The organism is Streptomyces sp. NPDC001816, assembly GCF_042892235.1.
Lineage (GTDB): Bacteria > Actinomycetota > Actinomycetes > Streptomycetales > Streptomycetaceae > Streptomyces.
The window spans coordinates 192,860-217,639 of record NZ_JBIATY010000014.1 but is presented as its reverse complement, the minus strand read 5'-3'; the positions used below and the strand labels follow the sequence as shown (position 1 = coordinate 217,639).

At 72.8% G+C, this 24,780-nt stretch carries 17 protein-coding genes and 1 pseudogene; 11 read left to right on the top strand and 7 right to left on the bottom strand.

Going from position 1 to position 24,780, the window contains the following annotated elements:
• Nucleotides 1-66: 66 nt before the first annotated feature.
• Genes ACFYZZ_RS37825 through ACFYZZ_RS37815 form a run of 3 tightly spaced genes read left to right on the top strand, consistent with a single transcriptional unit; the run spans nucleotide 67 to nucleotide 2,857 of the window.
• Nucleotides 67-1,215 (top strand): Gfo/Idh/MocA family protein, encoded by a 1,149-nt coding sequence (locus ACFYZZ_RS37825; protein WP_389186288.1) that lies wholly within the window; start codon nucleotides 67-69, stop codon nucleotides 1,213-1,215.
• Complete coding sequence (locus ACFYZZ_RS37820) at nucleotides 1,212-2,141, top strand: PmoA family protein (RefSeq protein WP_389186285.1); 930 nt, start codon at nucleotides 1,212-1,214, stop codon at nucleotides 2,139-2,141. Before ACFYZZ_RS37825 ends, ACFYZZ_RS37820 begins: the two co-directional genes overlap by 4 nt.
• Nucleotides 2,135-2,857, top strand: a complete 723-nt coding sequence (locus ACFYZZ_RS37815; protein WP_389186282.1) for a cupin domain-containing protein — start codon at nucleotides 2,135-2,137, stop codon at nucleotides 2,855-2,857. The genes ACFYZZ_RS37820 and ACFYZZ_RS37815 overlap by 7 nt, the downstream gene beginning before the upstream one ends.
• Before the next feature lie 37 nt (nucleotides 2,858-2,894).
• On the opposite strand, the gene ACFYZZ_RS37810 is transcribed toward ACFYZZ_RS37815, so the two are convergent.
• Complete coding sequence (locus ACFYZZ_RS37810) at nucleotides 2,895-3,761, bottom strand: GyrI-like domain-containing protein (protein WP_389186279.1); 867 nt, start codon at nucleotides 3,759-3,761, stop codon at nucleotides 2,895-2,897.
• A gap of 92 nt (nucleotides 3,762-3,853) precedes the next feature.
• Nucleotides 3,854-4,324 (bottom strand): winged helix-turn-helix transcriptional regulator, encoded by a 471-nt coding sequence (locus tag ACFYZZ_RS37805; RefSeq protein ID WP_389186277.1) that lies wholly within the window; start codon nucleotides 4,322-4,324, stop codon nucleotides 3,854-3,856.
• A 116-nt stretch (nucleotides 4,325-4,440) separates the two neighbouring features.
• On the opposite strand from ACFYZZ_RS37805, the gene ACFYZZ_RS37800 reads away from it, so the two are divergent.
• Entirely contained in the window at nucleotides 4,441-5,610 is a 1,170-nt protein-coding gene (locus tag ACFYZZ_RS37800) for a thiolase family protein (RefSeq protein ID WP_389186274.1), read from the top strand.
• 26 nt (nucleotides 5,611-5,636) lie between these two features.
• Here the strand turns inward: ACFYZZ_RS37800 and ACFYZZ_RS37795 are convergent, their stop codons facing one another.
• Together ACFYZZ_RS37795 and ACFYZZ_RS37790 are read right to left on the bottom strand one after the other, a co-directional pair.
• Nucleotides 5,637-6,413, bottom strand: coding sequence for a TVP38/TMEM64 family protein (locus ACFYZZ_RS37795; protein ID WP_389186271.1), 777 nt, complete (start codon nucleotides 6,411-6,413; stop codon nucleotides 5,637-5,639).
• Nucleotides 6,414-6,491: 78 nt separating this feature from the next.
• Entirely contained in the window at nucleotides 6,492-6,956 is a 465-nt protein-coding gene (locus ACFYZZ_RS37790) for an NUDIX hydrolase (protein ID WP_389186269.1), read from the bottom strand.
• Nucleotides 6,957-7,120: 164 nt separating this feature from the next.
• Between ACFYZZ_RS37790 and ACFYZZ_RS37785 the strand changes: the two genes are divergently transcribed.
• From ACFYZZ_RS37785 to ACFYZZ_RS37775, 3 genes are all read left to right on the top strand, one after another.
• Entirely contained in the window at nucleotides 7,121-7,840 is a 720-nt protein-coding gene (locus ACFYZZ_RS37785) for a DNA alkylation repair protein (RefSeq protein WP_389186266.1), read from the top strand.
• A 296-nt stretch (nucleotides 7,841-8,136) separates the two neighbouring features.
• The gene (gene tuf, locus ACFYZZ_RS37780; protein ID WP_389186263.1) at nucleotides 8,137-9,306 is read left to right on the top strand and encodes an elongation factor Tu; all 1,170 of its coding nucleotides are present in this window, start codon (nucleotides 8,137-8,139) and stop codon (nucleotides 9,304-9,306) included.
• A 131-nt stretch (nucleotides 9,307-9,437) separates the two neighbouring features.
• Nucleotides 9,438-10,283, top strand: coding sequence for a spermidine synthase (locus ACFYZZ_RS37775; RefSeq protein WP_389186260.1), 846 nt, complete (start codon nucleotides 9,438-9,440; stop codon nucleotides 10,281-10,283).
• Here ACFYZZ_RS37775 and ACFYZZ_RS37770 read toward each other — a convergent pair.
• Nucleotides 10,245-11,537 (bottom strand): MFS transporter, encoded by a 1,293-nt coding sequence (locus ACFYZZ_RS37770; protein WP_389186256.1) that lies wholly within the window; start codon nucleotides 11,535-11,537, stop codon nucleotides 10,245-10,247. The genes ACFYZZ_RS37775 and ACFYZZ_RS37770 overlap by 39 nt on opposite strands.
• Before the next feature lie 189 nt (nucleotides 11,538-11,726).
• Between ACFYZZ_RS37770 and ACFYZZ_RS37765 the strand changes: the two genes are divergently transcribed.
• A complete protein-coding gene (locus ACFYZZ_RS37765; protein ID WP_389186253.1) occupies nucleotides 11,727-12,062 on the top strand; it encodes a hypothetical protein in 336 nt (111 codons plus the stop codon).
• Nucleotides 12,063-12,117: 55 nt separating this feature from the next.
• Here ACFYZZ_RS37765 and ACFYZZ_RS37760 read toward each other — a convergent pair whose 3' ends face one another.
• Nucleotides 12,118-13,122, bottom strand: coding sequence for a hypothetical protein (locus ACFYZZ_RS37760; protein WP_389186250.1), 1,005 nt, complete (start codon nucleotides 13,120-13,122; stop codon nucleotides 12,118-12,120).
• 130 nt (nucleotides 13,123-13,252) lie between these two features.
• Between ACFYZZ_RS37760 and ACFYZZ_RS37755 the strand changes: the two genes are divergently transcribed.
• Nucleotides 13,253-13,696 carry a DUF4442 domain-containing protein gene (locus tag ACFYZZ_RS37755; protein ID WP_389186437.1) on the top strand — a complete coding sequence of 148 codons (444 nt, stop codon included), beginning with the start codon at nucleotides 13,253-13,255 and terminating at the stop codon, nucleotides 13,694-13,696.
• Nucleotides 13,697-13,798: 102 nt separating this feature from the next.
• On the opposite strand, the pseudogene galU reads toward ACFYZZ_RS37755, so the two are convergent.
• A pseudogene (gene galU / locus ACFYZZ_RS37750) lies at nucleotides 13,799-14,707 on the bottom strand (UTP--glucose-1-phosphate uridylyltransferase GalU); the annotation flags it as partial.
• Between the two features lie 394 nt (nucleotides 14,708-15,101).
• Here galU and ACFYZZ_RS37745 point away from each other — a divergent pair.
• Together ACFYZZ_RS37745 and ACFYZZ_RS37740 are read left to right on the top strand one after the other, a co-directional pair.
• On the top strand, nucleotides 15,102-17,006 hold the full coding sequence (locus ACFYZZ_RS37745; protein WP_389186247.1) for a ricin-type beta-trefoil lectin domain protein: 1,905 nt from the start codon (nucleotides 15,102-15,104) through the stop codon (nucleotides 17,004-17,006).
• Nucleotides 17,007-17,442: 436 nt separating this feature from the next.
• Nucleotides 17,443-24,780 carry an SDR family NAD(P)-dependent oxidoreductase gene (locus ACFYZZ_RS37740; protein WP_389186244.1) on the top strand — a complete coding sequence of 2,446 codons (7,338 nt, stop codon included), beginning with the start codon at nucleotides 17,443-17,445 and terminating at the stop codon, nucleotides 24,778-24,780.

The following is a 24,780-nucleotide window of genomic DNA, read 5'->3' as shown; positions in this document are numbered from 1 at the left end:
GAAAGCGCTTGCTGCACCCGCCGCACCGCGCCCGCCGCCGTCCCCGGAGGAGTGCTGAACCCGCCCATGCCTCGCTCGACATCCCCCTTCTCCGGCCGGCGCATCCGGGCCGCCGTCATCGGCACCGGCGCCATCGGGCGCGGATCGCATCTGCCCGCGCTCGCCCGACTCGCCGAGGAGGGCGAGACGGAGGTCGTGGCCGCCGTCGACATCGACAAGGACGCCGTGGCGGCGTTCTGCGCCGAGGCCCGCATCCCGCACGCCTATACGGACCTCGACCTGATGCTCGCCGAGCAGCGGCCCGACCTGGTCACCATCGGCACCCCGCCCACGCTGCACCGCGCACAGACGGTGGCCGCGCTGCGCGCCGGGGCCTGGGTGTGGTGCGAGAAGCCCCCGGTGCCCTCGCTCGCCGACTTCGACGCGATCGAGGCGGAAGAGGGCACCGACGGCGGGCCGTACGCGTCGATCGTCTTCCAGCACCGCTTCGGCTCCGGATCCCGGCATGTGCGGCAGCTCCTCGCCGAGCGGGCGATGGGGCGCCCGCTGGTGGCCCACTGCCAGACCACCTGGTACCGGGACACCGCCTACTACGCCGTGCCCTGGCGGGGCCGCTGGCACACCGAGGGCGGCGGCCCGGCCATGGGGCACGGCATCCACCAGATGGATCTGCTGCTCGACCTGCTCGGGCCGTGGAGCGAGGTGCGGGCCATGGCCGGCCGGCTGGTGCACGACGTGGAGACCGAGGACGTCTCCACCGCGCTCGTCCGCTTCGAGAACGGCGCGCTGGCGACCGTCGTCAACAGCGTGCTCAGCCCCGACGAGGTCAGCCGCATCCGCATCGACTGCGAACGCGCCACCGTCGAACTGACCCACCTCTACGGGCATGCCAACGACAACTGGCGCATCACCCCGGCCCCCGACGTGCCGTCCGAACAGGTCGCCGCCTGGCGGGACTTCGGGCCCGACGTGCCCAGCTCGCACCTCGCCCAGCTGCGGGAGCTGGTCGTGAGCATGCGCGCGGGGGAGCGGCCGCGCAGCAGCGGGGCGGACGGGCGCACCAGCCTGGAGCTGATCACCGCGCTGTACAGGTCGGCGTTCACCGACACGACCGTACGACGCGGCGAGATCGGGCCCGGCGACCCGTACTACACGGCCCTGCACGGTGACGCGCCCGGCTGGGCGCCCGGGGCGACCGAGGAGGTCCCGGCATGAGCGGCGGACTGCGCCTCGTCCACGCCCACGGCGACCGGATCACGGTGACCGAACCGCTCACCGGCGTCGAGTTGTTCGCCTACGTCTACCGCCCGGAGGCGGCCTGGGAGGCGCCGAAGCCGTACCTCCACCCGGTGCGCACCCTGGCGGGCGACATCGTCACCGACTACCGGCCCAACGACCACCGCTGGCACAAGGGCCTGTCCCTGACGGCCTCGCATCTGTCCGGGGCGAACCTGTGGGGTGGCAACACATACGTCCATGGGGAGGGCTATCTCGAACTCCCGGAGCGGGTCGGCTCGATGGCGCACGCCTGCTTCGACGTGATCGCCGCCGACGAGGACCGGGCCGTCATCTCCGAACGGCTGACCTGGCACCCGCACGGCGGCCAGCTGTGGGCCGAGGAGGCCCGCCGCGTCGAGGTGCACGACGTCGACCCGGCCTGCGGCTCCTGGGCGCTGACCTGGTCGTCCGCGGTGACCAACCGCCGCGAGGAGCCCCTGCGCTTCGGCAGTCCGACCACCGCCGGACGCGAGATGGCCGGCTACACCGGCCTGTTCTGGCGCGGCCCGCGCGCCTTCCGTGGCGGCCGGATCATCGGCCCCGACGGGGAGGGCCCGGAGCTGATGGGCACGCAGGGCCCCTGGCTGGCCCTGTCCGGCGAGCACGACGGCACCGACGGGCACGCCACCGTCGTCTTCGCGCACGCCCCGGAGAACGATCACTCGGGCGCCGGGGGTACCCACCCCGCCCACTGGTTCGTCCGCAACGACCCCTTCGCGGGCATCGCCCCGTCCTGGGCCTTCCACGAGGAGCTGGAGCTGGCCCCCGGCGACACCCTCACCCGCCGCTACCGCGTCGTCGTCGCCGACGGCGCCTGGGGGCGGGAGGAGATCGCCAAGTACCTGGAGGCGCACCCGTGGTGACCGGATACGACGGGCTGCCCGGAGGGGTCGCCGTCTCGCGCCTGTGCGTCTACGACTGGCCCGCCGCCGACGGCCTGCACGGCGGAACCCCCCATCTGCACCTGGCCTGTTCGGAGGGGTACGTGGTCACGGGCGGGACCGGTGCCGTCCAGACGCTGACGGTGTCCGGGTACCGGGTCACGCCCCTGGAGGCGGGCACGGTCGCCTGGTTCACGCCGGGCACCGTCCACCGGCTGGTCAACGAGGGCGACCTGCGCATCACTGTCCTGATGCAGAACAGCGGCCTGCCGGAGGCCGGCGACGCGGTGCTCACCCTGCCCCCGCGGTACCTGACCGACCCGGACACGTACGCCGCCGCGACCGTGATCCCGGCCGACGCACCGGAGGAGGAGCGGGAGCGGCTCGCCCGCGCCCGCCGTGACCTCGCCCTGGAGGGCTACCGCACCCTGTGCGAGGCTTCCGGCCCCGAGCAGCTGGCCGCCTTCCACCGGGCCGCCGCAGCCCTCGTACGGCCCCGGCTGGCGCAGTGGCGCGAGCGGTGGCGGCACGGGGCACGCGCGGCCGCCGAGACCACCGGGGACCACCTGGCCCGCCTCGAACGCGGCGACGTCTCCCACCTCGCCGATGCCGCCGTACGGGCCGAACAGCCTTCGGAGGAAGGGAAGTTCGGGATGTGCGGGCGGCTGGACGTGTACCGGTCGCAGGCGTGGTCGTAGGGGCGGGACGGCATGCGTCCCGCCCCTTGCTCATGGGTCAGAACGCAGTCCGCTCCACGGGGATCCACAGCTCCGCATCCGCCTGAGTGGCGTCCTGCGACAGCTGGGTCCGCAGAATCTCCGGTCCCGGCCGGCTCCGGTACGGATTGGACGGGAACCACTGCGTGAACACGTCCCGCCAGAGGTACTGGAGCGCCTGCGGGAACGGCCCGGAGCTCTGGAAGACGGCCCAGGTCCCGGCCGGCACGGTGAGCGCATCCATGTCCTGGGGCGCGGCGGCGCGGGTCACCACCCCGTGGTAGTAGTCGAGTTCGGTCCCCTCCGCCCGACTCGGGTCGAGGTTCTCACTCACCCCGACGATCCCCTGCGGCTCCTGATCGGACAGACTCCGCATGCGCTGCAGCGTCTCCTGCCCGATGCCCCGGATGAAGTCGGCAATGGCAGGGTTCACCCCCTCGTGCACGAGCGGAACGCGCGCCTTCCTGCCGACCACACGGAACTCGTCCTTCTCCACGACCCGGTATCGCATACTGCTACTCCCTTCGACGGTGAGGCGGAAGGACAGCCGTGGCTGGGACTGCAGACTCGCACCGGACCGTCTGGCCTCGCCGGGACGGACGCCGTGCATGACGCGGAACGCACGCGCGAACGCCTCCCCCGACGTGTAGCCGTACCGCACCGCGATCTCCAGCAGCGTCCGATCCCCGGCCAGCACCTCGGCGCCGGCGATCGTGAGCCGCCTGCGCCGGATGTACTCCGACAGCGGCATCCCCGCCAGCGCGGAGAACAGCCGCCGTAAGTGGTACTCCGAAGTCACCACGATCCGCGCGAGGTCGGCCCCCTCGATCCGCTGATCGAGGTGGCACTCGATGTGCTCCATGGCCTGGTTCAGCCGCTCCAGCACCCCGGCCTCCTTCCCTTTCGATCACTCACGTTAGGAAGGACTCACCCTGGCGGACCCGACATCCTGTGCCCGATCCGGTCGGGTACGACGGCCTAGGCGGCCGTCGGACCGGTGACCGTCCAGCCCGGGGCCTGCGGGTGGGCCGTCAGGTCGTCGTGGTGGACGGGCTCGCCGCAGGCCCGGCAGGTGATCTGGGGCACCAGTTCGTTGCCGCAGCTGTGCTCGATGACCATGGGGAGGTCGGCGCCCTTGCGCAGGTGGCGGTCGCCCCACTCCTTGAGGGTCATCAGGACCGGCTCCAGCTCCAGCCCGGCCGGTGTGGGCCGGTACTCGAAGCGCTGCGGGCGCTCGCTGTAGGCACGCTTGGTGAGGATTCCCGCGTCCACGAGCCGGCGCAGCCGGGTGGCCAGGATGTCGCGCGGGGCGCCGATGTTGCGCACGAGCTGGTCGAAGCGGCCGTTGCCCAGACACACCTCGCGCAGGACGAGCAGGGAGTACTTCTCGCCGACCAGGGCGAGGGCGTCGGCGATGGAGCAGGGGCGCGGGTCTTTCGTGGCGGCCATGGTGGCCAGTCTAGAGGAGGGTTTGATTTTCCAACCTACGGAGTTATCGTGAGTTTGGATTTCCTACTCACTGGTAGCTCCCTACGGGTAGCCAGGCGGCCAAGGAGGCCCGCACCATGCGAGACGCAGTCATCGTCGAAGCCGTACGCACCCCCATCGGCAAGGGCAAGCCGAACGGCTCCCTCGCCCACGTCCACCCCGTGCAGCTCCTCGCGCACACCCTGCGCACCCTGGTCGAGCGCTCCGGCGTCGACCCGGCGCTGATCGACGACGTCATCGGCGGCACCGTCGACCAGGTCGGCGAGCAGGCCATGAACACCACCCGGTACGCCGTCCTCGCGGCCGGATTCCCGGAGACGGTCCCGGCGACCACCGTGGACCGGCAGTGCGGCTCCTCCCAGCAGGCCGTGCACTTCGCCGCGCAGGGCGTCATCTCGGGCGCCTACGACCTCGTCGTCGCCTGCGGAGTGGAGTCGATGAGCCGGGTGCCGATGTGGTCCAACGTGCCGGCCGGCAAGGACCCCTTCGGTCCGGGCGTGGCCGAGCGCTACCCGGAGGGCCTGCTCCCGCAGGGGATCAGCGCCGAACTCATCGCCGCCAAGTGGTCCCTCACGCGCGCGCGGATGGACGAGTTCGCGGTCTCCTCGCACCACAAGGCCGCCGCCGCGTGGGAGGCCGGCCTGTTCGACGCCGAGGTGGCGCCGCTGGAGGGCGTCACCCGCGACGAGTGCATACGGCCCGGCAGCACCCCGGAGATCCTCGGCGGCCTCAAGCCCGCCTACTACGACCCCGGCTTCGCCGAGCGCTTCCCGCAGATCGAGTGGAACGTCACCGCGGGCAACGCGAGCCCCGTCAACGACGGCGCCTCCGCCGTGCTGATCACCTCCAGCGAGACCGCGGCCCGCCTCGGCCTGCGCCCGATCGCCCGCCTGCACAGCTTCGCCGTCACCGGCTCCGACCCGCTGCTGATGCTCACCGGTGTCATCCCGGCGACGGAGAAGGTGCTGCGCCGTGCCTCGCTCAGTCTGGCCGACATCGACCTGTTCGAGATCAACGAGGCCTTCTCCAGCGTGGTCCTGTCCTGGCAGCAGGAGACCGGCGCCGACCTCGCCAAGGTCAACGTGCACGGCGGTGCCATCGCCCTCGGCCACCCGCTGGGCGCCAGCGGCACCCGCCTGACCACCACCCTGGTCCACGCCATGCGCGAACGCGGCGCGCGCTACGCCCTGCAGACCATGTGCGAGGCGGGCGGGCTCGCCAACGCGATGATCCTGGAAGGGGTCTGAAGGATCACCGGCTGATCAACAGCTGATCACCGGTCGCGCAGGTGGTGGCGCTTGCGCCAGGCCACCACCGTGCCCGCGAGCGCCGGTACCGCGATGGAGGCCATCGCGATCAGGAAGGCGGGCGACGTCGGCGCCGAGGCGCGGGCGCCCGCGACCGCGTAGGCGGCCGTGTTCGGGATCGAGCCGAGCGCCGTGGCCAGCAGGAACGGCAGCCAGCCCATCCGGGAGACGGCGGCACAGTAGTTCGCCGCCCAGAACGGCACACCCGGGAAGAGCCGCGCCGCCAGCATCGAACGGAACCCGTGCCGGCTGAGCTGCCCGTCGGCCGCCTTCAGCCAGCGGCCGCGCAGCAACGGCCGCAGCGCGTCCTGCCCCAGCACCCGGCCGAGCCCGAAGGCGACCCCGGCGCCGAGCACCGTGCCGGACAGCGCCGTCGCCAGCCCCAGCTGGGAGCCGAACAGCGCGCCCGCCCCCAGGTTCAGCAGGGGGCGCGGCACGAACGCCACCGTGCACAGCCCGTACGCCACCGCGAACACGACGGCCGCCGTGGCCCCGCCCAGCTGCGGCGGCCAGCCGTGTGCCAGCAGCCGCTGCGGCTCGAACGCGAGCACGCAGGACGCGGCGCCCGCGAGCAGGGCGAGCAGCAGGGACAGCCGTGCGTACGGCGACAGCACCACACGCGTGCAACGGGCGGCGAACCCCGAGCGGGGCAGGGGCGGGACGGGAACGGCCGCGGGGACGGCCTGCTCCATGGCGGCCCGGGGAGAGGCCGTGGCGGTGCCAGAGCGGTTGGCATCGAGCATCCGGCGACACTAACCGACGCATACGTGTGATCGCCGTGTGGTCCGTCTCATCACCGTCCTGCTCCTTCTCGACAGGCTTCAGGTCCGCCAGGGGCCCTCCGGTACCAGCGCTTCGAGCACGGTCAGCAGCTGGGGCGGCTCCAGGCGGTCAGGGAGCGAGGCCAGGTCCGGCGCGGCGATCCAGGCGTGGGTGTCGAGGTTGATCTGTTCGTCAGGGAGCAGGCCGGTCCTCGCGAGCGTCGGCTGTTCCTCGGCGAAACGGGCCAGGAAGAACTGCTCCGAGCCTGTGTAACGCTTGCCGTTCCACCGCACGTCTCGTTCGACGGTCACGGACCGGTCGGTGACCGCGGCCGGGTCAAGTCCGGTCTCCTCGGCCAGTTCGCGCCGTGCCGCCTCCAGCGGTGTCTCACCGGGGTCCATGCCGCCACCGGGCGGTTCCCACAGCCATGTTCCGTCGAACGGGTCGCGCCAGCGCAGCAGGAGTACGCGCTGGGCGGCGTCCAGGCAGATGACCCGAGCTGCGGGCCGATGTGTCGTCTCCACCGGCTCAATCTAGCCATGCGGCCAAGTGGTGTTCGAGGCCCCTACGTTGACAGCTGATCGCCCAAGGGGCTGCGTAGGTACAGGACGAGGTGGACTACGGCTACCGCCTGATCATCGCGGGGCAGGACGGCCTGTGACCGGGTGATCGCCGTATCGTTCGTCCCGTGACCGTCACAGGCGCGGCCCCGCCGGACGTGCCGCCCAGCGCCCTCGCCGACACCGTGCTGGAGCGGCTGACCGCCACGTACGCCGCAGCGGCCGATCCCGCAAGGGCCGCGGCGATGCGGGCGTACATGAAGGACGTGGCGCCCTTCCTCGGGATCCCGACCCCGGACCGGCGCACCCTGTCCCGCACCGTGCTGGCCGGCACACCCCGGCCGGACGAGGCCGACTGCACCGCGATCGCCCTGCGCTGCTGGCTGCTGCCCGAGCGCGAGTACCACTACTTCGCCGTGGACTACCTGCGCCGCCACGCGGCCCGCTGTACCTCCGCGTTCCTGCCTGTAGCCCGGTACCTCATCACCACCGTCTCCTGGTGGGACACCGTCGATCTGCTCGCCGCGCACGTCGTCGGCGCCCTGGTCGCGGCCGACCCCGGGCTCACGGCCGACATGGACGCCTGGATCACCGACGACGACCTCTGGGTGGCGCGTACGGCCCTGCTGCACCAGCTCCGCTACAAGGAACGCACCGACACCGACCGGCTGTTCGCCTACTGCCTGCTCCAGTCCGGCCACCCCGACTTCTTCGTCCGCAAGGCCATCGGCTGGTGCCTGCGCGAGTACGCCAAGACCGATGCCGAGGCCGTACGCGGCTTTCTGGCACGCGAGCGGAGCCGGTTCGCACCGCTGACCGTGCGCGAGGCGCTGAAGAATATCGCCTGAGGGCCCTCGCTTCCACTGCCTCAGCTCGCGTACCGAGTGACCAGGGCGGCGAAAAACCATTCGACGCCGGACAAACCGTCGGCGATGATCGTCGACATGTTCCGGTACGCCTTCCTCCTCGCAGCATCCGCAGTCGCGGATGCGCCGAAGGCTGCCGTCCCGATCCTCGCGGCCGCTGTCGACGGCGCCCGAAGCTGACCCTCTCCGGATTGTCCGGCGGACCCCGCAGGGGGAGGGTCGGCCACTCCTCGGGGTCCCCGCTCTTCCGCACGCCTGAGAGGCTTCGAGGTACAGCCATGTCCAAAACGGCATACGTGCGCACCAAGCCGCACCTGAACATCGGCACGATGGGCCACGTCGACCACGGCAAGACCACCCTGACCGCCGCCATCACCAAGGTCCTGGCCGAGCGCGGCACCGGCACTTTCGTCCCGTTCGACCGCATCGACCGGGCCCCGGAGGAGGCCGCCCGCGGCATCACCATCAACATCGCGCACGTCGAGTACGAGACCGACACCCGGCACTACGCCCATGTCGACATGCCGGGCCACGCCGACTACGTCAAGAACATGGTCACCGGCGCCGCGCAGCTCGACGGGGCGATCCTCGTCGTCTCCGCGCTCGACGGGATCATGCCGCAGACCGCCGAGCACGTGCTGCTCGCGCGGCAGGTGGGCGTCGACCACATCGTCGTCGCGCTCAACAAGGCCGACGCGGGCGACGAGGAGCTGACCGACCTGGTCGAGCTGGAGGTCCGCGACCTGCTCACCGCGCAGGGGTACCCGGGGGACGCCGTGCCCGTCGTACGGGTCTCCGGGCTGAAGGCGCTGGAGGGCGACCCGCGCTGGACGGCGTCGATCGAGGCGCTGCTCGACGCGGTCGACACCTACGTGCCGATGCCCGAGCGGTATCTGGACGCGCCGTTCCTGCTGCCGGTGGAGAACGTGCTCACCATCACCGGGCGGGGCACGGTCGTCACGGGCGCCGTGGAGCGGGGGACGCTCCGCCTGGGGGACCGGGTCTCGGTGCTCGGCGCCGACGTGGAGACCGTCGTCACCGGGCTGGAGACCTTCGGCAAGCCGATGGAGGAGGCGCAGGCCGGGGACAACGTGGCCGTGCTGTTGCGCGGTGTGCCACGGGACGCCGTGCGGCGGGGGCACGTGGTGGCTGCGCCGGGGAGTGTGGTGCCCAGTCGGAGGTTCTCGGCGCGGGTGTACGTGCTCTCGGGGCGCGAGGGTGGTCGTACGACTCCGGTGTCCACGGGGTATCGGCCGCAGTTCTACATCCGTACGGCTGATGTCGTGGGGGACGTCGACCTGGGGGAGGTGGCGGTCGCGCGGCCCGGGGAGACGGTCGAGATGACTGTCGAGCTGGGGCGGGAGGTGCCGTTGGAGCCGGGGCTCGGGTTTGCCATCCGTGAGGGTGGGAGGACTGTGGGCGCCGGTACGGTCACCTCTGTCGGTTGAGGGTCCCTGGACCGTAGGGGGCCCGGTGCGTGGGGGGACTGCGGGCCGGTTGTGGCTGGTCGCGCAGTTCCCCGCGCCCCTGAGGTGGGTCTCCGTGCTCCGTGTTTTCCAGTACCGGAGACAATGGTTTCGTGAGTGAAGCCATACCAGTGACCCGGACCGTTGACCACGGCACCGCCAAGTTGATGCCCGATGTCGATCGGGAGAGGGCCTGGCTGCTCACCGTGGACGGGGCGCCGCAGTCGTACGTCGATCTGGATGATCCCGCGTATCTGGAGTTCGAGTACGCGCGGCGGCTCGGGTATGTGCTGGACGTCGTCGCCGAAGAGGGGCGGCCGCTGGATGTGCTGCACCTCGGGGGAGGGGCGCTGACGCTGCCGCGCTATGTGGCCGCCACCCGGCCCGGCTCCCGGCAGGACGTCGTCGAGGCCGACCGTGCTCTGCTGGAGCTGGTCGTCGAGCATCTGCCGCTTCCGGAGGGCTCGGGTGTCGCGCTGCACGCCGCCGACGCCCGGGCCTGGCTGGAGGCCGCCCCGGACGACTCGGCGGACGTGCTGATCGCCGACGTGTTCGGTGGCTCACGTGTCCCGGCCCACCTCACCTCGCTCGCCTACGCCCGCGAGGCCGAGCGTGTGCTGCGCCCCGACGGGGTCTATCTGGCCAACCTCGCCGACGCGGCGCCGTTCGGGTTCCTCCGCTCTCAACTGGCCAATTTCGCCGCGGTGTTCGAGGAGCTGGCGCTGATCGCCGAGCCTGGCGTGCTGCGCGGGCGGCGGTTCGGCAACGCGGTGCTCGTCGTCTCGCACCGCACCGTCGACACCGCAGCCGTGGCCCGCCGCACCGCCGCCGACGCGTTCCCGGCCCGGGTCGAACACGGCCGCGCGCTACGGGACTTCATCGGGGCCGCCCGGCCGGTCCACGACACCGACGCCGTACCCTCACCCGAGCCCCCCGACGGGGCTTTCGGTATCGGCTGAGGGGAGCCCGGCGGCGGTCGTGCGCTCGGCGCGGCGGGTCAGCCCGCGCACGTCCGGGACCAGCAGGACCAGGGCGGTGACCAGGACGACCAGGCCCGCGCAGCCCCACAGGGCGGCCGTGCGGCCGACGGCGGACTCGGTGGGGCCGGCCAGGGCTGTGGCGAGGGGTATGAGCGAGACCGAGCCGAACCAGTCGTAGGCGGAGACCCGGGAGAGCTTGTCCTCGGGGATCTCCTGGTGCAGCGCGGTCATCCAGGAGACGCCGAACACCTCCACCGTCGTCCCCGCGACGAACATGACCACGTAGAGGACGCCCACCGGCACCGGCACGGCGAGGGCGGCCGAGGGCAGGGCCAGCGGGAAGACGCACAGGGTGCCGGCGAGGAGCAGACGGCGGGGTCGCCAGCGGGTCATCAGCAGGGCGCCGGCCACCGTGCCCGCGCCGAACGCGCCCAGCGCCAGCCCCCACGGGCCTGCCCCGCCCAGGCTGTCGCGGGCGACGAGCGGGCCGTACACCGCGTCGGCCGCGCCGACCACCGCGTTGGCGATGGAGAACTGGACGACGATGCCCCACAGCCAGGGGCGGCCGACGAACTCCCGCCAGCCCTCCCGGAGATCGGCCAGCATGCCCTCGCCGGGCGTGCGCGGCGGGATGTGGCTGACGTCGAGGAAGGAGCGCAGGGCTCCCGCGACGGCGAAGGCCGCCGCGTCGAACGCGAGGACCCAGCCGGGGCCGACCGCCGCGACCAGCGCGCCGCCGAGCGCGGCGCCGCCGAGGGCCGCTCCCTGGGTGGCCATACGGAAGAGGGCGAACGCGCGGCCCGCCTGCTCACCCTCCACCGAGGACATCAGCATGCCCTCGGCCGCCGGGCCGAAGAACGCCTGCCCGGTGCCGCCGAGCGCGGTGAGCAGCATCATCTGCCACAGCCGGGGCTCGCCGGCCAGCACCAGGAGCGCGAAGGCTCCTTGGGAGAGGCAGTTGAGGGCGTTGGCGGCGACCATCACCCGGTGCCGGGGCAGCCGGTCCGCGAGCGCGCCGCCGATGAGCAGGAACACCACCAGCGGCAGGGTGCGGGAGGCGGCCACCAGTCCCACGTCGCCGCCGTCGCCGCCCGCGTCCAGCACGGCGAACGCGGCGGCGATGAGCGAGCCGTTGGCGCCGAGACCGGTCACGACGGCCGCCGCGGTCAGCAGCGAGTAGTTGCGGCTCGCCCAGGCGGGCCTGGGCCGGTGGCGGGGGACGGCTTGCTTCACCGGGTGACTATCGCTCGCGTCCGCCGCGGTTTCAAACCGGTTTCCGAGGGCGCCGCCGATCCGGCCAACTCGCCGTGCATGGCGCGTTTTTGACGGAGAGGGAGGAGCCTTTTAAGGTGATCAAGTCATGTTCATGACTGCTTGTCATGGTGATGACTCATATGGTTCGAAAGAGAAGAAAGGATCTTCATGCGCAAGCATGCTGCAGCCCTGATCGCCACGGCTGCGCTCATCGGTGCGGCCGTGCCCGCTGTCGTCGCGGCGCCCGCCTCGGCCTCGACGATCCGCTGCCAGCCCGCCGCCCACCGGTACGTCGTCAAGAAGGACAACGCCCCCATCCACAAGACGCCGAGCGCCCGTGGCAGGGTGATCGGCCACGCGTACAAGGGCCACCACGTGGTCTCCCACTACGAGTGCACCAACGGCAGCACCTGGGAGTGCATCAAGGACTGCCAGGTCTCCGACGACGGCACGCCGACGCTGTACGGCCACTGGATCTACCGCGGCTACCTGGGCGAGGGCTGAGGCTCCCCAGTGTTCCGGCCCGCCGCGCTGCGGTGGGCCGGAACGCCCTGCGGGCTCAGTCGGAGGTCGGGGTTCCGTGCAGGCGGACCGTGCTGAGGATCTTCAGGACGGTTGCCTTGGGGATCTCGCCCTTCGTACCCGTGGCCCCGTAGAAGTTGAACGACACATAGTCGTCGGCGGAGTTCTTGAAGCCGAACGTGAGCGCCTTGCCGTCGGTCACGCACTTGCCCTTGCGCGGGGTGTGGGTCGACTGGGCCCACGCGTAGCTGCCCTCGACGCCCGAAGCCGACTTGAAGGGCGTGGGCTTCTTGTCCCACGAGATGCTCTTCTTGTCCGGCATGGTGTAGCCGCCGTAGACCCACCAGGCCGGGGTGTTGATCGCGATCTCGTCCGTGTCCTTGGCGCCGCTGGCGCCCTTGGTGCCCACGACCGCCAGCGGGGTGTCCTCGGTGCGGCCGTCCTTGTCGTCGTCGGACGTGCACCACTTGGACTGGTACTCGGCGAGGCCCGACATGGTGATGCCCTTGTCCTTGTCGGACTTCGGGAAGTCGAAGCCGACCGCGAGACCGGTGGCCTGGACCTCCCAGTCCGACGGCACGTCGAAGGCGACACCCCACTTGGGGTTCACCACGACCTTCCAGCCGGCGATCGCCGGCTTCTCGGTCTCGTTGCCGCGCGGGTCGTCGTCCGTCGACGGGGACGCGCTGGAGCCGGAGGGCGACGACGTGGCCGGGCTGCTCGGCTTGTCGGCCACGTCCTTCTTGTCCTTGTCGCCCAGGACCAGGAACGCGGTCACACCGGCGGCCACCACCACGGCCGCGGCCGCCACGATCGCGACGACCTTCGTCCGGTTTCCACCGCCACCACCGCCACCGCCCGGTGAGGGCTGCGGGACACCCGCGGGTGCCGGAGCCCCCCACTGCGGCTGCTGCGCATAGGGGCTGGGCTGTTGGTAGCCGGGCTGCTGGTACGGATTCGGTTGCTGGTAACCCGGCTGCTGATACGGGTTGTTCTGCGGGTTCTGCTCGCCCCCGGGCGGCTGCTGCTGTCCTGGCCACATGGGGGCCCACCCTAGCGGCGCCAGGGACACGATTCGGTCACTACCCCTCGCCAGGGCTGTAGCGAAGCGGAATCCTCTCTGGCCAGCGGCTGCTACTCGTGAGTAACATGGCGGCATGAGCGCAGACCAGATGTCGATCGGCGACATGCTCGCCGCCACCGTGCCGATGGCCCGGACCCTGAACCTGGAGTTCCTGGAGACCTCTCCGGAGCAGGCCGTGGTGTCTCTGCCGGACCAGGGTGAATACCACAACCACGTGGGCGGGCCGCACGCCGGCGCGATGTTCACGCTCGGGGAGTCGGCCAGCGGGGCCATCGTGCTGGCCGCGTTCGGCGACCAGCTCTCGCGCGCCGTGCCGCTTGCCGTGCGGGCCGAGATCGCCTACAAGAAGCTGGCGATGGGCGCCGTCACCGCGACCGCGAAGCTGGGCCGCCCGGCCGCCGAGGTCGTGGCCGAGCTGGACGCGGGGCAGCGGCCCGAGTTCCCGGTGACGATCGAGATCCGCCGCGCGGACGGAGCGGTCACTGGTGAGATGCAGGTCGTGTGGACGCTGCGTCCCAACAACAAGGACTGATGCGGGACACGGGGGAGGGGTCCGGGTGGATCCCTCCCCTCGCGTTGTCTCAGGCCGCCTGGGGCTCCTTCCCGATGCCGGCCTCGCCTGTCTTGCCGTCCTCCAGCCCCCCACGAACTCCCGGAGCCAGCCCCTGAATTCGGGGCCCAGGTCCGGGCGGTCGCAGGCCAGACGGACCACTGTGCGCAGATAGTCCGCCTTGTTGCCGGTGTCGTAGCGCAGGCCGTCGAAGACGACCCCGTGCACCGTGCCGCCCGCGGCCAGCTCCTGGAGGGCGTCCGTCAGCTGGATCTCGCCGCCGCGGCCCGGCGGGGTGCGTTCCAGGACGTCGAAGACGGCGGGGTCGAGGACGTAGCGGCCGATGACCGCGTAACGGCTCGGCGCCTTCTCGGGTGACGGCTTCTCGACCAGGCCGGTGACGCGTACGACTCCCTCCTCGCCGGTGGGTTCCACCGCCGCGCAGCCGTAGAGATGGATCTGCGCCGGGTCGACCTCCATCAGCGCGACCACGGTGCCCGCGTACCGGTCGCGGACGTCCAGCATGCGGCTGAGCAGGGTTTCGCGCGGGTCGATCAGGTCGTCGCCGAGCAGGACGGCGAAGGGCTGGTCCCCGACGTGGTGGCGGGCGCACAGCACGGCGTGGCCGAGGCCGAGCGGGTCGCCCTGACGGATGTGGTGGATGTCGGCCAGCCGTGCAGGATCGCGTACGGCGTCCAGGCGCACGGTGTCGCCCTTGGCCGCCAGGGCCTGCTCCAGCTCGAAGGCGTTGTCGAAGTGGTCCTCGATGGCGCGCTTGTGCCGGCCGGTGACCATCAGGATGTCGTCGAGACCGGCCGCCGCGGCCTCCTCGACGACGTACTGAATGGCCGGCTTGTCGACGACGGGGAGCATCTCCTTCGGCGTCGCCTTCGTCGCGGGCAGGAACCGGGTGCCTAGCCCGGCGGCCGGGACGACCGCCTTGCGTACCGAGCGGGGCGAGGCGGGGGTCGCTGGGGAGTGGGGGGCGATCATGCGGCCATGCTCGGGCACGCGGATGAGAGTGCGCCGAGAAGAACGTGGGAACAGGCTGTGGGTGTCCGCCGGCGGGACGGGCGGGAAGTTGGAGATTTCGTGTGCCATCCGGCTTTCCGCGCACACAAGTTGACCGTCATGCAACCGCGGCCTCGGAGAGGTGTGTTGATACCGCCGGTAACTGTTGTGCATTTCCCGGACTTTGAAACCGAGTCATTCGAACTTCTTGTTTCCTGTGAGGCTCGTGTGCGAAGGTGAGCCTTCCTGTGAGAGGGGTAAAGGTCGCGACCGAACGGCAAGGCCGGGCCCCTCAGGTATGCACCAATCAGGCACTGCTTTCCGACGGGGCGCCATTTCGGATGCCGCCCTGCGGCTGGAAAGGAAATGGTGTTCCGTGCAGTCCCCTTACCCCCCACGCCCGCCGTTCCCGCCCCGCCCCGGTTCGCTGCCGGGGGAGTCCGACCGCGATCTCGTCGCCCTTCTGGGCGGCCCCGGTGGCGGCCGCCATCACGCCGTCGCCCTGCTCCTGGCCCGGCACTGGCGGGCCACCCGCGACTACGCGAGCGTCTGCCTGGCCGCCGCCGGGCCCGCAGTGCAACTGGTGGCCACCGCCGCCTTCCAGCAGGTACTCGGCCGGCTCACGAGCGGGGCGGTCGGCGGCGCCCTGCGCCCGCAACTGCTGGTGGCCGTCCGTGAGACCGTCCGCACCTGGGCCGCCGACGAGGCCGCCTGTGTGGTCATGCCGGAATTGCGCAAAACCACCGGTGGCCGTGGTCTACGCGCGACGATGCCCGGCACGCCCGAAAGGCGGCAACTCGCAGAACGTGCATTCCAGGCCCTGCCCGCCGCCTCCCAATGCCTTCTGTGGCATACCGAGGTCGAGGCGGAGCCCATAAACATACCCGCTGGTCTGTCGGGGGTGGACACGGCCACCGCCGCGACCGCCCTGGAGCAGGCCCGCGAGCAATTCCGGGCGGGCTGCGTACGCGCCCACCGTGAACTCGCACCCTCCAGGGAATGCCGCTTCCACAACCGCCTCCTGGACGTCCCCATTCGACGCGGCGGCTCCCTGCTCCCGGATGTACAGGCGCATCTGGCGGCCTGCCGCCACTGCCGGCACGCCGCCGAACAGCTCAGCCATTTCGAGGGCGGCCTGGAAGTCCTGCTCGCCGAGACCGTGCTCGGCTGGGGCGCCCGCCGCTATCTCGACTCCCGGCCGGGCCGCGGCGCCCTGGAGGAGAAGCCGCCCGCGCCGCACGCGGTGGCCCCGGCACCGGGCGGCCGACACCGCACAGTCCCGGACGGCAGACGTCGCGCGCTGCCCGAGGGCAGGCGTCGTACGGCTCTGGCGGTGGGCGTCGGTCTCACCTCGCTCGCCCTGCTGGCCACGGTGCTCGCGGTCAAGGGCTGGTCCGATGACAACGGTGTCCCGGCGCCCGGGGCCACCTGGGGTGCCCCGGTGGGCAGTTCGGCTCGCCCCGGCGCCGACAGCGAGCGGTCCTCCGCGCTCTCCTCGTCCGCCGCCTCGGCCGGCGACCCGGTCGAGGTCGCCCACGGCAGGCTGCGCAGCCTCGCCTCCGGGCTCTGTCTGGACGCGAGAGGGGGGAACGTCGAGGCGGGTGCGGGTGCGGGTGCGGGTGCGGGTGCCGTGCTGGCGGAGTGTTCTTCCGCCGGGTCGCAGCAATGGTCGTACCAGGGCGACGGACTGCTGCGCGGCGCCGCCGATCCCACGCTCTGCCTGGCCGCCGACCCGGGGACGCGGGGCGTCGTGGTGTCCGGCTGTGTCGTGCACGCCGGAGAGGTGTCGTACGACATCACGGTCCGGGGTGAAGTCCTGCTCCGCAGGCCCGAAGGACTTGCCCTTGCCCTCGCCCCGGACTCCGGGGGCTCCCCGACCCGGGTGGTGGTCGCGGCCCGCGACGGCTCGAAGCGGCAGCGGTGGGTCCTTGAGGCGGAGGCGGAGGCGGAGGCGAGGACGGGGGTGGGAGTGGGCGCGCCGCCGGAGGCGCCTGACCCCGGGCGGAGTGGACCCTCGAAGGGGCCCGCCGAACAGCCGCCCGGGCGGCCGGACGAGGACGCCCCGCGTGAGGAGCGTGGGCAGGGGCACAGGGATGGGCAGGGGCAGGAGCACCAGCCGGCCAGTCCGGGGTACGAGACCCGGATCGCCCAGGTCGGCGCCCACGAGGATCCCGGCGCGGCGGGATCCGCCCCTCCCGCGGACCCGGTGCGCCGGCTCGTCTCCCCGGTCGCGGGCACCCTCGTCCCCGCGTCGACGGCGGTCGGCTCGCTGCTCGGCTGACATCGGAGGGCCACCCCGGACACGGGGGTGGCCCTCGCCCGCCCTCCTCCGGCCAACTCGCCGCCCGGCTCGGGTGCGTACCGGGATCGAGCCACCGGGCGGAAGTCATGCGGAATTTACAGAAACCGATCCCGTGTCCTGTGACGTTGCCCCACGGTGAGTCCACGGTGAATATGCTCGGCGCTTTGACGGGCTTGTGGGGGTGTGTCGAGAGGGTCGGGAAGGCCGTACGGTCAATGGGCGGCAGAGGATTGCTCGGATTTCCGGCGCTTGCGGGGGAATTCGGCGGGCTGGCCGAATCGATGCCACCGCTCGCGAAAAGGACGCGGCGTTATTGACCCGCCAGTAAGCACCTCGCTAGGTTCCGGTGGCCTCGCACCAGAGTGTCCTGCCGCACACCCCCCACCGTGCTGTCTTGCCGATTCTTCGGAGCATCATGACCTCCCCCGTGCGCGCCCAAGACCTGATCCTGTGTCTCACCCCCTTCGGAGAACCCGACGCCGGGCCGGCCGTGGCCGCCTGCGCCGCCGGCGCGCTCGGCATCCTCGACCTCGGCGACGGCGACCGACGATCCCGCGAGGAGCTGAACCGGCTGAGCAGAGCGGCGCCGGGGCCCTTCGGCGTACGGGTGACCGGACGCTGCGCGCTGGACCCCGGCGAACTCGGCGGTGGCCCCGACACCGTGGTCGTCGCGCAGGACGCGCCCTGGAACGTGGGCGAAGTGTCCGCGCGGTACCGGTTGTTGGCCGAGGTCACCGATCTGGCGCAGGCGCGTGAAGCGGTGCGTGCAGGGGCCCATGGGCTGATCGCGCGAGGCTCCGAGAGCGGTGGCCGGATCGGCGGGCTGAGCACCTTCGTTCTGCTCCAACAGCTGCTGGGTGGGGGCGGGTTGGAGGTTCCGGTCTGGGCCTGTGGCGGCATCGGGCCGCGTACGGCCGCGGCCGCGGTGGCCGGCGGGGCGGCCGGTGTCGTCCTCGACAGCCAACTGGCCCTGCTGGCCGAGTCGCGGCTGCCGGAGGCGGTGCGGGCGGCGCTGCGCTCCCTGGACGGTTCCGAGACCGTGGTCGTCGCCGGGCACCGGGTACTGCGCCGACGCGGCCCGGACGCCCCGCCTCCGCCCCCGGACGACGCCGCGGCGGTCGCCTCCCTGCTCGGCGCGCGGGACCTGCGCCGCCAACTCCTGCCGGTGGGCCAGGACGGCTTCCTGGCCGCGCGGTTCGCCGAGCGGTGGGGGGATGTACGGCGGACCGTGCACGAGGTGAGGGCGGCGATACAGGAGGTCGTCGGGGCGGCGGAGGCTGAGGGCGCGGATGGCCGCGGGTCGAGGCGGGCGGGTGCCGAGCCGGGGAGGTCGGCAGGCGGTGGGTCGGCCATGTGGGTCGGCGGTGGTCCGGCGGAGTCGATCGGCGGTGGGTCGGCCGGGTCAGCCGACGGTGGGTCGGCAGCGGCAGCGGCAGCGGAAGACGGTGAGTCGGTAGCGACCGGCGGCGGTGGGTCGGCAGTGGCCGGCGGTGCCCCGACGGAGTCGTTCGGCGGTGGGCCGGGCGAGTCGGCCGACGGTGGGTCGGCAGCAGCAGCGGCAGCGGAAGACGGTGAGTCGGCAGCGGTCGACGGTGGGTCAACAGTGGACGGCGATGGCCCGACGGAGTCGTTCGGCAGTCGTTCGGCCGGTTCAGCCGACCATGGCTCGACAGCGCCCGACGGCGGGTCGGCACTGGCCGGCGGTGGCCCCGCCGAGTCATCCGACGGGCGCCCGACCGGATCGCCCGACGCCGACTCGACCCAGTCCGTCGACCACGACCACGGCCCCGCGAGTGCCCTGCGCCCCGGCTCCCGCATGAGCCGTGCCCTCGGTACCCGGCTCCCTGTCGCGCAGGGCCCCATGACGCGCGTGAGTGATCAGGCGGGCTTCGCCGCCGCCGTTGCCGCGGACGGGGCGCTGCCCTTCCTGGCGCTGGCCCTGGCCGACGGTGAGCGGACCCGGGCGATGCTGACCGAGGCGCGTGCCGTGCTGGACGGGCGGTCCTGGGGTGTGGGTGTGCTCGGCTTCGCGCCCGAGGACATCAGGAACGCCCAGTTGGAAGCCGTACGGGAACTGCGCCCCACGCACGCGATCATCGCGGGCGGACGGCCCGCCCAGGCCGAGGCGCTGGAGCGGGCCGGGATCCGCACCTACCTGCACGTGCCCTCACCGGGGCTGCTGCGGCAGTTCCTGCAGGCCGGGGCGCGCCGGTTCGTGTTCGAGGGCTCCGAGTGCGGCGGGCACGTCGGACCGCGCGCCTCCTTCCCGCTGTGGGAGGCCCAACTCGCCGTACTGGAAGACTTCCTGGACGACGAAGCCGATGCCGGAACCGCGCGGCAGCTGGAGGTGTTCTTCGCGGGCGGGATCCACGACGAGCGGTCCGCCGCGATGACCGCCGCCCTGGCCGCACCCCTCACCGCCCGGGGCGCCGCCGTCGGCGTCCTCATGGGCACCGCCTACCTGTTCACCGAGGAGGCCGTGGCGCACGGCGCGATCCAGCCGCTCTTCCAACGGCAGGTGCTGACCGCCACCACGACCGCCCTGCTGGAGACCGCACCCGGCCACGCCACCCGCTGTGTCCCCAGCCCCTTCACCACGGACTACCGCGCTCGCGAGGCCAAGCTACGCGCGTCCGGCCTGCCCGACCGGGAGGTGTGGGAGGCGCTGGAGCGGCTCAACGTCGGGCGACTGCGCATCGCGAGCAAGGGCGTCGAGCGGTCGGCCCAGGGCGAGTTGACCGGCGTCGACGAGGAACGACAGCTCACCGACGGGATGTTTATGGCCGGCGAGGTCGCCGTCCTGCGCTCGGCGACCACCACCCTCGCGGAGCTGCATCACGCCGTCACCGACGGCGCCGCCGACCTCCTCGCCGCCCGCGCCCCCCGCCCCGCCGGTTCACGGGCCTGCGAACCCGCGCCGCCCGCCCCGCTCGACGTCGCCGTCGTCGGCATGGCCTGCATGTTCCCCGAGGCGCCCGACCTGGCCACCTTCTGGGCCAACATCGTCGCCGGACACGACGCCGTCACCGAGGTCCCGGCCGACCGGTGGGACCCGGCCGTGCACCACGAGGCCGGCAGCACGGCGTCCAAGTGGGGCGGCTTCCTGCCCCGCATCCCCTTCGACCCGCTGGGCTACGGCATCCCGCCCGCCTCCCTCGGCAGCATCGAGCCGGTCCAGCTGCTGTCCCTGGAGGCCGCCCGCAGGGCCCTGGACGACGCCGGATACGGCGACCGGGGGCGGACGTTCGACCGCTCGCGCACCTCCGTCGTCTTCGGCGCGGAGGCGGGCAGCGACCTGTCCGGCGCGGCCACCCTGCGCGCCGTCCTCCCGTCGTACTACGGCAAGGTCCCGGACGGTCTGGAGGAGCAGCTGCCCCGGCTCACCGAGGACTCCTTCCCCGGCATGCTCGCCAACGTCATCTCCGGCCGCATAGCGAACCGGCTGGACCTCGGCGGCGCCAACTACACCGTCGACGCGGCCTGCGCCTCCTCCCTCGCCGCGCTCGACGTGGCCTGCAAGGAACTCGTCTCCGGCGGCAGCGACGTCGTGCTGTGCGGCGGGGCCGACCTGCACAACGGCATCAACGACTTCGTCCTGTTCTCCTCGGTGCACGCCCTCTCTCCGACCGGCCGCTCCCGCGCCTTCGACGGCTCCGCCGACGGCATCGCCCTCGGCGAGGGCGTGGCCTGCGTGGTCCTCAAACGGCTCGCGGACGCCGAGCGCGACGGCGACCGTGTCTACGGCGTGATCAAGGGCCTCGGCTCCGCCAGCGACGGCCGCTCCCTCGGCCTGACCGCACCCCGCCCCGAGGGGCAGCGGGCCGCGCTGCTGCGCGCCTACCGCAACGCCGGCGTCTCGCCCGCCGAGGTCGGCCTGGTCGAGGCGCACGGCACCGGTACGGTCGTCGGGGACCGTACCGAACTCACCGTACTCGGCGAGGTGTTCGCCGAGGCCGGCGCCGAAACCGGTACCTGCGCGCTCGGCTCGGTCAAGTCGCAGATCGGGCACACCAAGTGCGCCGCCGGACTCGCGGGCCTGATCAAGACCGCCCTCGCCCTCTACACCGGCGTCAAGCCGCCCACCCTCCACCTGGACCGGCCCAACCCGGCCTGGTCGGAGGAGGAGAGCCCCTTCGCCTTCCACACCCGCGCCCAGCCCTGGGCGGCCCCGGCGGCGGAACGGCTCGCCGGAGTCAGCGCGTTCGGCTTCGGCGGAACCAACTTCCATGTGGTGGTGGGGGCCTACGACGGCGCCGTACCGCCGCAGCAGACCCTGGACGCCTGGCCCGCCGAGCTGTTCCTGTTCCGCGGGAAGGACACGGCGGCGGCCCACCGGGACGTCGAGGAGATCCTGCGGGCCGCCGAGTCCGACGGCCGACCCTGGCGCCTGCGCGACCTCGCCCTCGCCGCCGCCCGGCGCGCCGACACCTCCCACGAACCCGTGCGGGCAGCGGTCGTGGCCCGCGATGTCGACGACCTGATCGGGCAGTTGAGACGCGTCCTCGCCGCGGAGCACGATCCGGCGGCCGGCGGCCCCGTCGAGGGCGAGGATGAGGCCAAGGTCGCCTTTCTCTTCCCCGGCCAGGGCAGCCAGCGGCCCGGCATGCTCGCCGACCTGCTGGTCGCCCTGCCCGAGCTGCGCCACTACCTGCACCTCGGCCGCGCCCACGCCGACGCCCTGTACCCGCCCGCCGCCTTCGACGAGGCTGCCCGCGAGCGCCGCCGGGCCGATCTCACCGACACCCGGGCGGCGCAGCCCGCGCTCGGCATCACCGGCCTCGCCGCCCACGCCTTCCTCACCTCGGCGGGCATCCAGCCGGACCTCGCGGCCGGACACAGCTACGGTGAACTGGTCGCGCTGAGCGCCGCCGGAGCCCTCGACCCGGAGACCCTGCTGGAGCTGAGCACCGAGCGTGCGAGCGCGATCCTGGCGGCCGCGGGCGACGAACCCGGCACCATGGCCGCCGTCGGAGCCGGTGCCGAGGACGTGGCACGCGCACTGCGCGCCGCCGGGGCGCCCGAGTCGGTCGTCGTCGCCAATCACAACTCGCCCGATCAGTCGGTGATCTCGGGTCCCACGGCCGAAGTCGAGGCCGCCGTGGGCCTGTTGCGCGAGGCGGGCCTCGGGGTGCGACCCATCCCGGTCGCCTGTGCCTTCCACAGTCCGGTGGTGGCCGCCGCCGGGGAGCGGTTCGCCAAGGTCCTCGCGGACAAGGCCGTACGAGCCCCGGAGTTCCCCGTCTGGGCCAACCGCACCGCGGCCCCGTACCCGCACGACGCCGACGCCGTACGCGGCGAACTCGCCGCACAGATCGGCGCGCCGGTCGCCTTCGCCGCCCAGATCGAGGCGATGTACGAGGCGGGAGCGCGGATCTTCGTGGAGGCGGGCCCCGGCACGGTCCTCACCCGGCTCGTCGGCCGGATCCTCGGCGACCGTCCGCATCGCACCGTCGCCTGCGAGCCCCGCGCCGACAGCGGCCTGCCCGGCTGGCTCGACGCCCTCGCCCAACTGGCCCTCGCGGGGCTGCCGGTGCGCACCGCCTGGCTCTTCCGGGGCCGCGACGCCGTCGACGCGCTCCGGACACCGGCGCCGCGGCGGCCCGGCTGGACGGTCGACGGACACCTCGTCCGCACCGCCGACGGAGCACTCCTCCCCGGTGCCCTCGCACCGGCCCGACGAGTCGTGGAGACGACTGTGACGACGAACCCGCAGTACGGTGCCCCGGCCGGCCAGGACGCGCTGATCTCCGAATTCCTGCGCACCAGCCGGGAGCTGATCGCCGCCCAGCGCGATGTGCTGCTCACCTACTTCGGCGCCGCGCCCGGAGCGACCCCGCAGGCACCCGCCGCCCCCGCACCGATACCGCAGGCCGTGCTCCCAGAACCAGCCCAACTTCCCGCTGCTGCAGTGCCGTTGCCCGAAGCCGCCGAACCTGCCGAGCCCGAGCGTGACGTCGAGCGAGTGGTCCTGGAGATCATCAGCGAGCGCACCGGATACCCCGTCGACATGATCGAGCCCGACCTCGACCTGGAGGCGGATCTGAGCATCGACTCGATCAAGCGGGCCGAGATAGCGGGCGAACTCGCCAGACGCCTGGGGATCGCGGGCGGAGCGGAGATCCTGGACGACGCGGAGCTGGAGAAGCTGGCCAAGGCGCGTACGGCGGCGTCGGTGACGGCCTGGCTGACGGCGCGGGTCGGTGGGGGCGCCGGGGCTGATCTGGAGCCCACCGCAGCGGCCGACCAGGGACCGGCGGCCCCGCAGGAGCAGATGCCTCTCGGCGAAGCCCCGAAGCGCTGCGAGCTGCGCCCGGTGTCTCTTCCGCACCCCTCGGCCGACCCCGCCGTCACCCTCTCCGGCACCCGGTTCGTGCTCCTCGGCGACGGCGGGGGAGCGGCGGCCGAGGTCGCGGCACGGCTCCGGGCGCACGGCGCCGACACGGTGACCGTCGACCGGGCCCACCTCCTCGGCGAGGCCGACGGCAGGGTCGACGGCGTCCTGTACCTGGGCGCGCTCCCCGGCCCCGAGCTTCCGGTGCTGCCCGAGGCCTTCCCCGTGCTGCAGGCGGCCCTGGCCTGCGCACCGCGCAGCCTGCTGGCCGTGCAGCCGGCCGACGGCGAGGCGGCGACCCGGTCGGCCGGTCTCCACGGCCTCTTCCGCACCGTCGCCCGGGAGTACCCCGACACCCTCGCCCGGATCGTCACCGCCCCCGACACCGCACCCGCGGCCGTCGCCGACGCCCTGCTCGCCGAGCTGATCGCGCCGGAGCCGGCCCCTGTCGTCCTGCGTACGGCCACCGGGCAGCGGCACGGTCTCGAACTGGTGCCCGCGCCCCTGGGCCCGCTCGGCAGCACCGGCGCGGGACCCGCCGGGGACGGCGCCGCCGAGGCCGCCGCGCTCGGCCTGGACCGGGACTCCGTGGTGCTGCTGGTCGGCGGCGCCCGGGGCATCACGGCGAGGTTCGCCGTCGCGCTGGCCGCAGCGAGCCGCTGCCGTGTCGAGCTGGTCGGCCGCACGCCCGCGCCCACCGCGCCCGAGACCCCGGAGATCGCAGCCGCCCGCACCGCCGTCGAACTGCGCGCCGCTCTCGCCGCGAACGGCTCGCTCAGACCGGCGGAGGTCAACCGGGCGGCCGAACTCGTCCTCGCCCAGCGGGAGATCACCGCCACCCTCGCGGAACTCGCCGCCCTCGGCAGCGAGGCCCGCTACCGCTCGGTCGACTTCCGCGAGCGGGACGCCGCGCTCCAGGCCGTCAAGGAGATCCACGCCGAGCACGGCCGGCTCGACGGAGTCGTCTTCGCCGCCGGGGTGATCGAGGACCGGCTGATCGCCGAGAAGAGCCCCGACTCCTTCCGGCGCGTGTACGGCACGAAGACAGCCGGGGCCGCTGCCCTGCTCAGCGCGCTCGAGGACCTGCCGGGCGGACCGGGATTCACGGTGCTGTTCGGCAGCATCGCCGCTGTCCTCGGCAACCGCGGCCAGGCCGACTACGCCGCCGCCAACGACGCCCTGGAACGCCTCGGCGCCGACTGGGCCGAGCGCACCGGCCACCGGGCGCTCACCGTCCACTGGGGCCCCTGGGCGCCCTCCGGCATCCACAGCGGCATGGTCGGCGAGGAACTGGGCCGCGAGTACGCCCGCCGCGGGGTGCGGCTGATCGACCCCGACGAGGGCACCGCGGCCCTGCTCCGGGAACTCGCCTGGGGCGACCGCCCGGCCCGCGCCGTCGTCTACACCGCCTCGGGCTGGTGA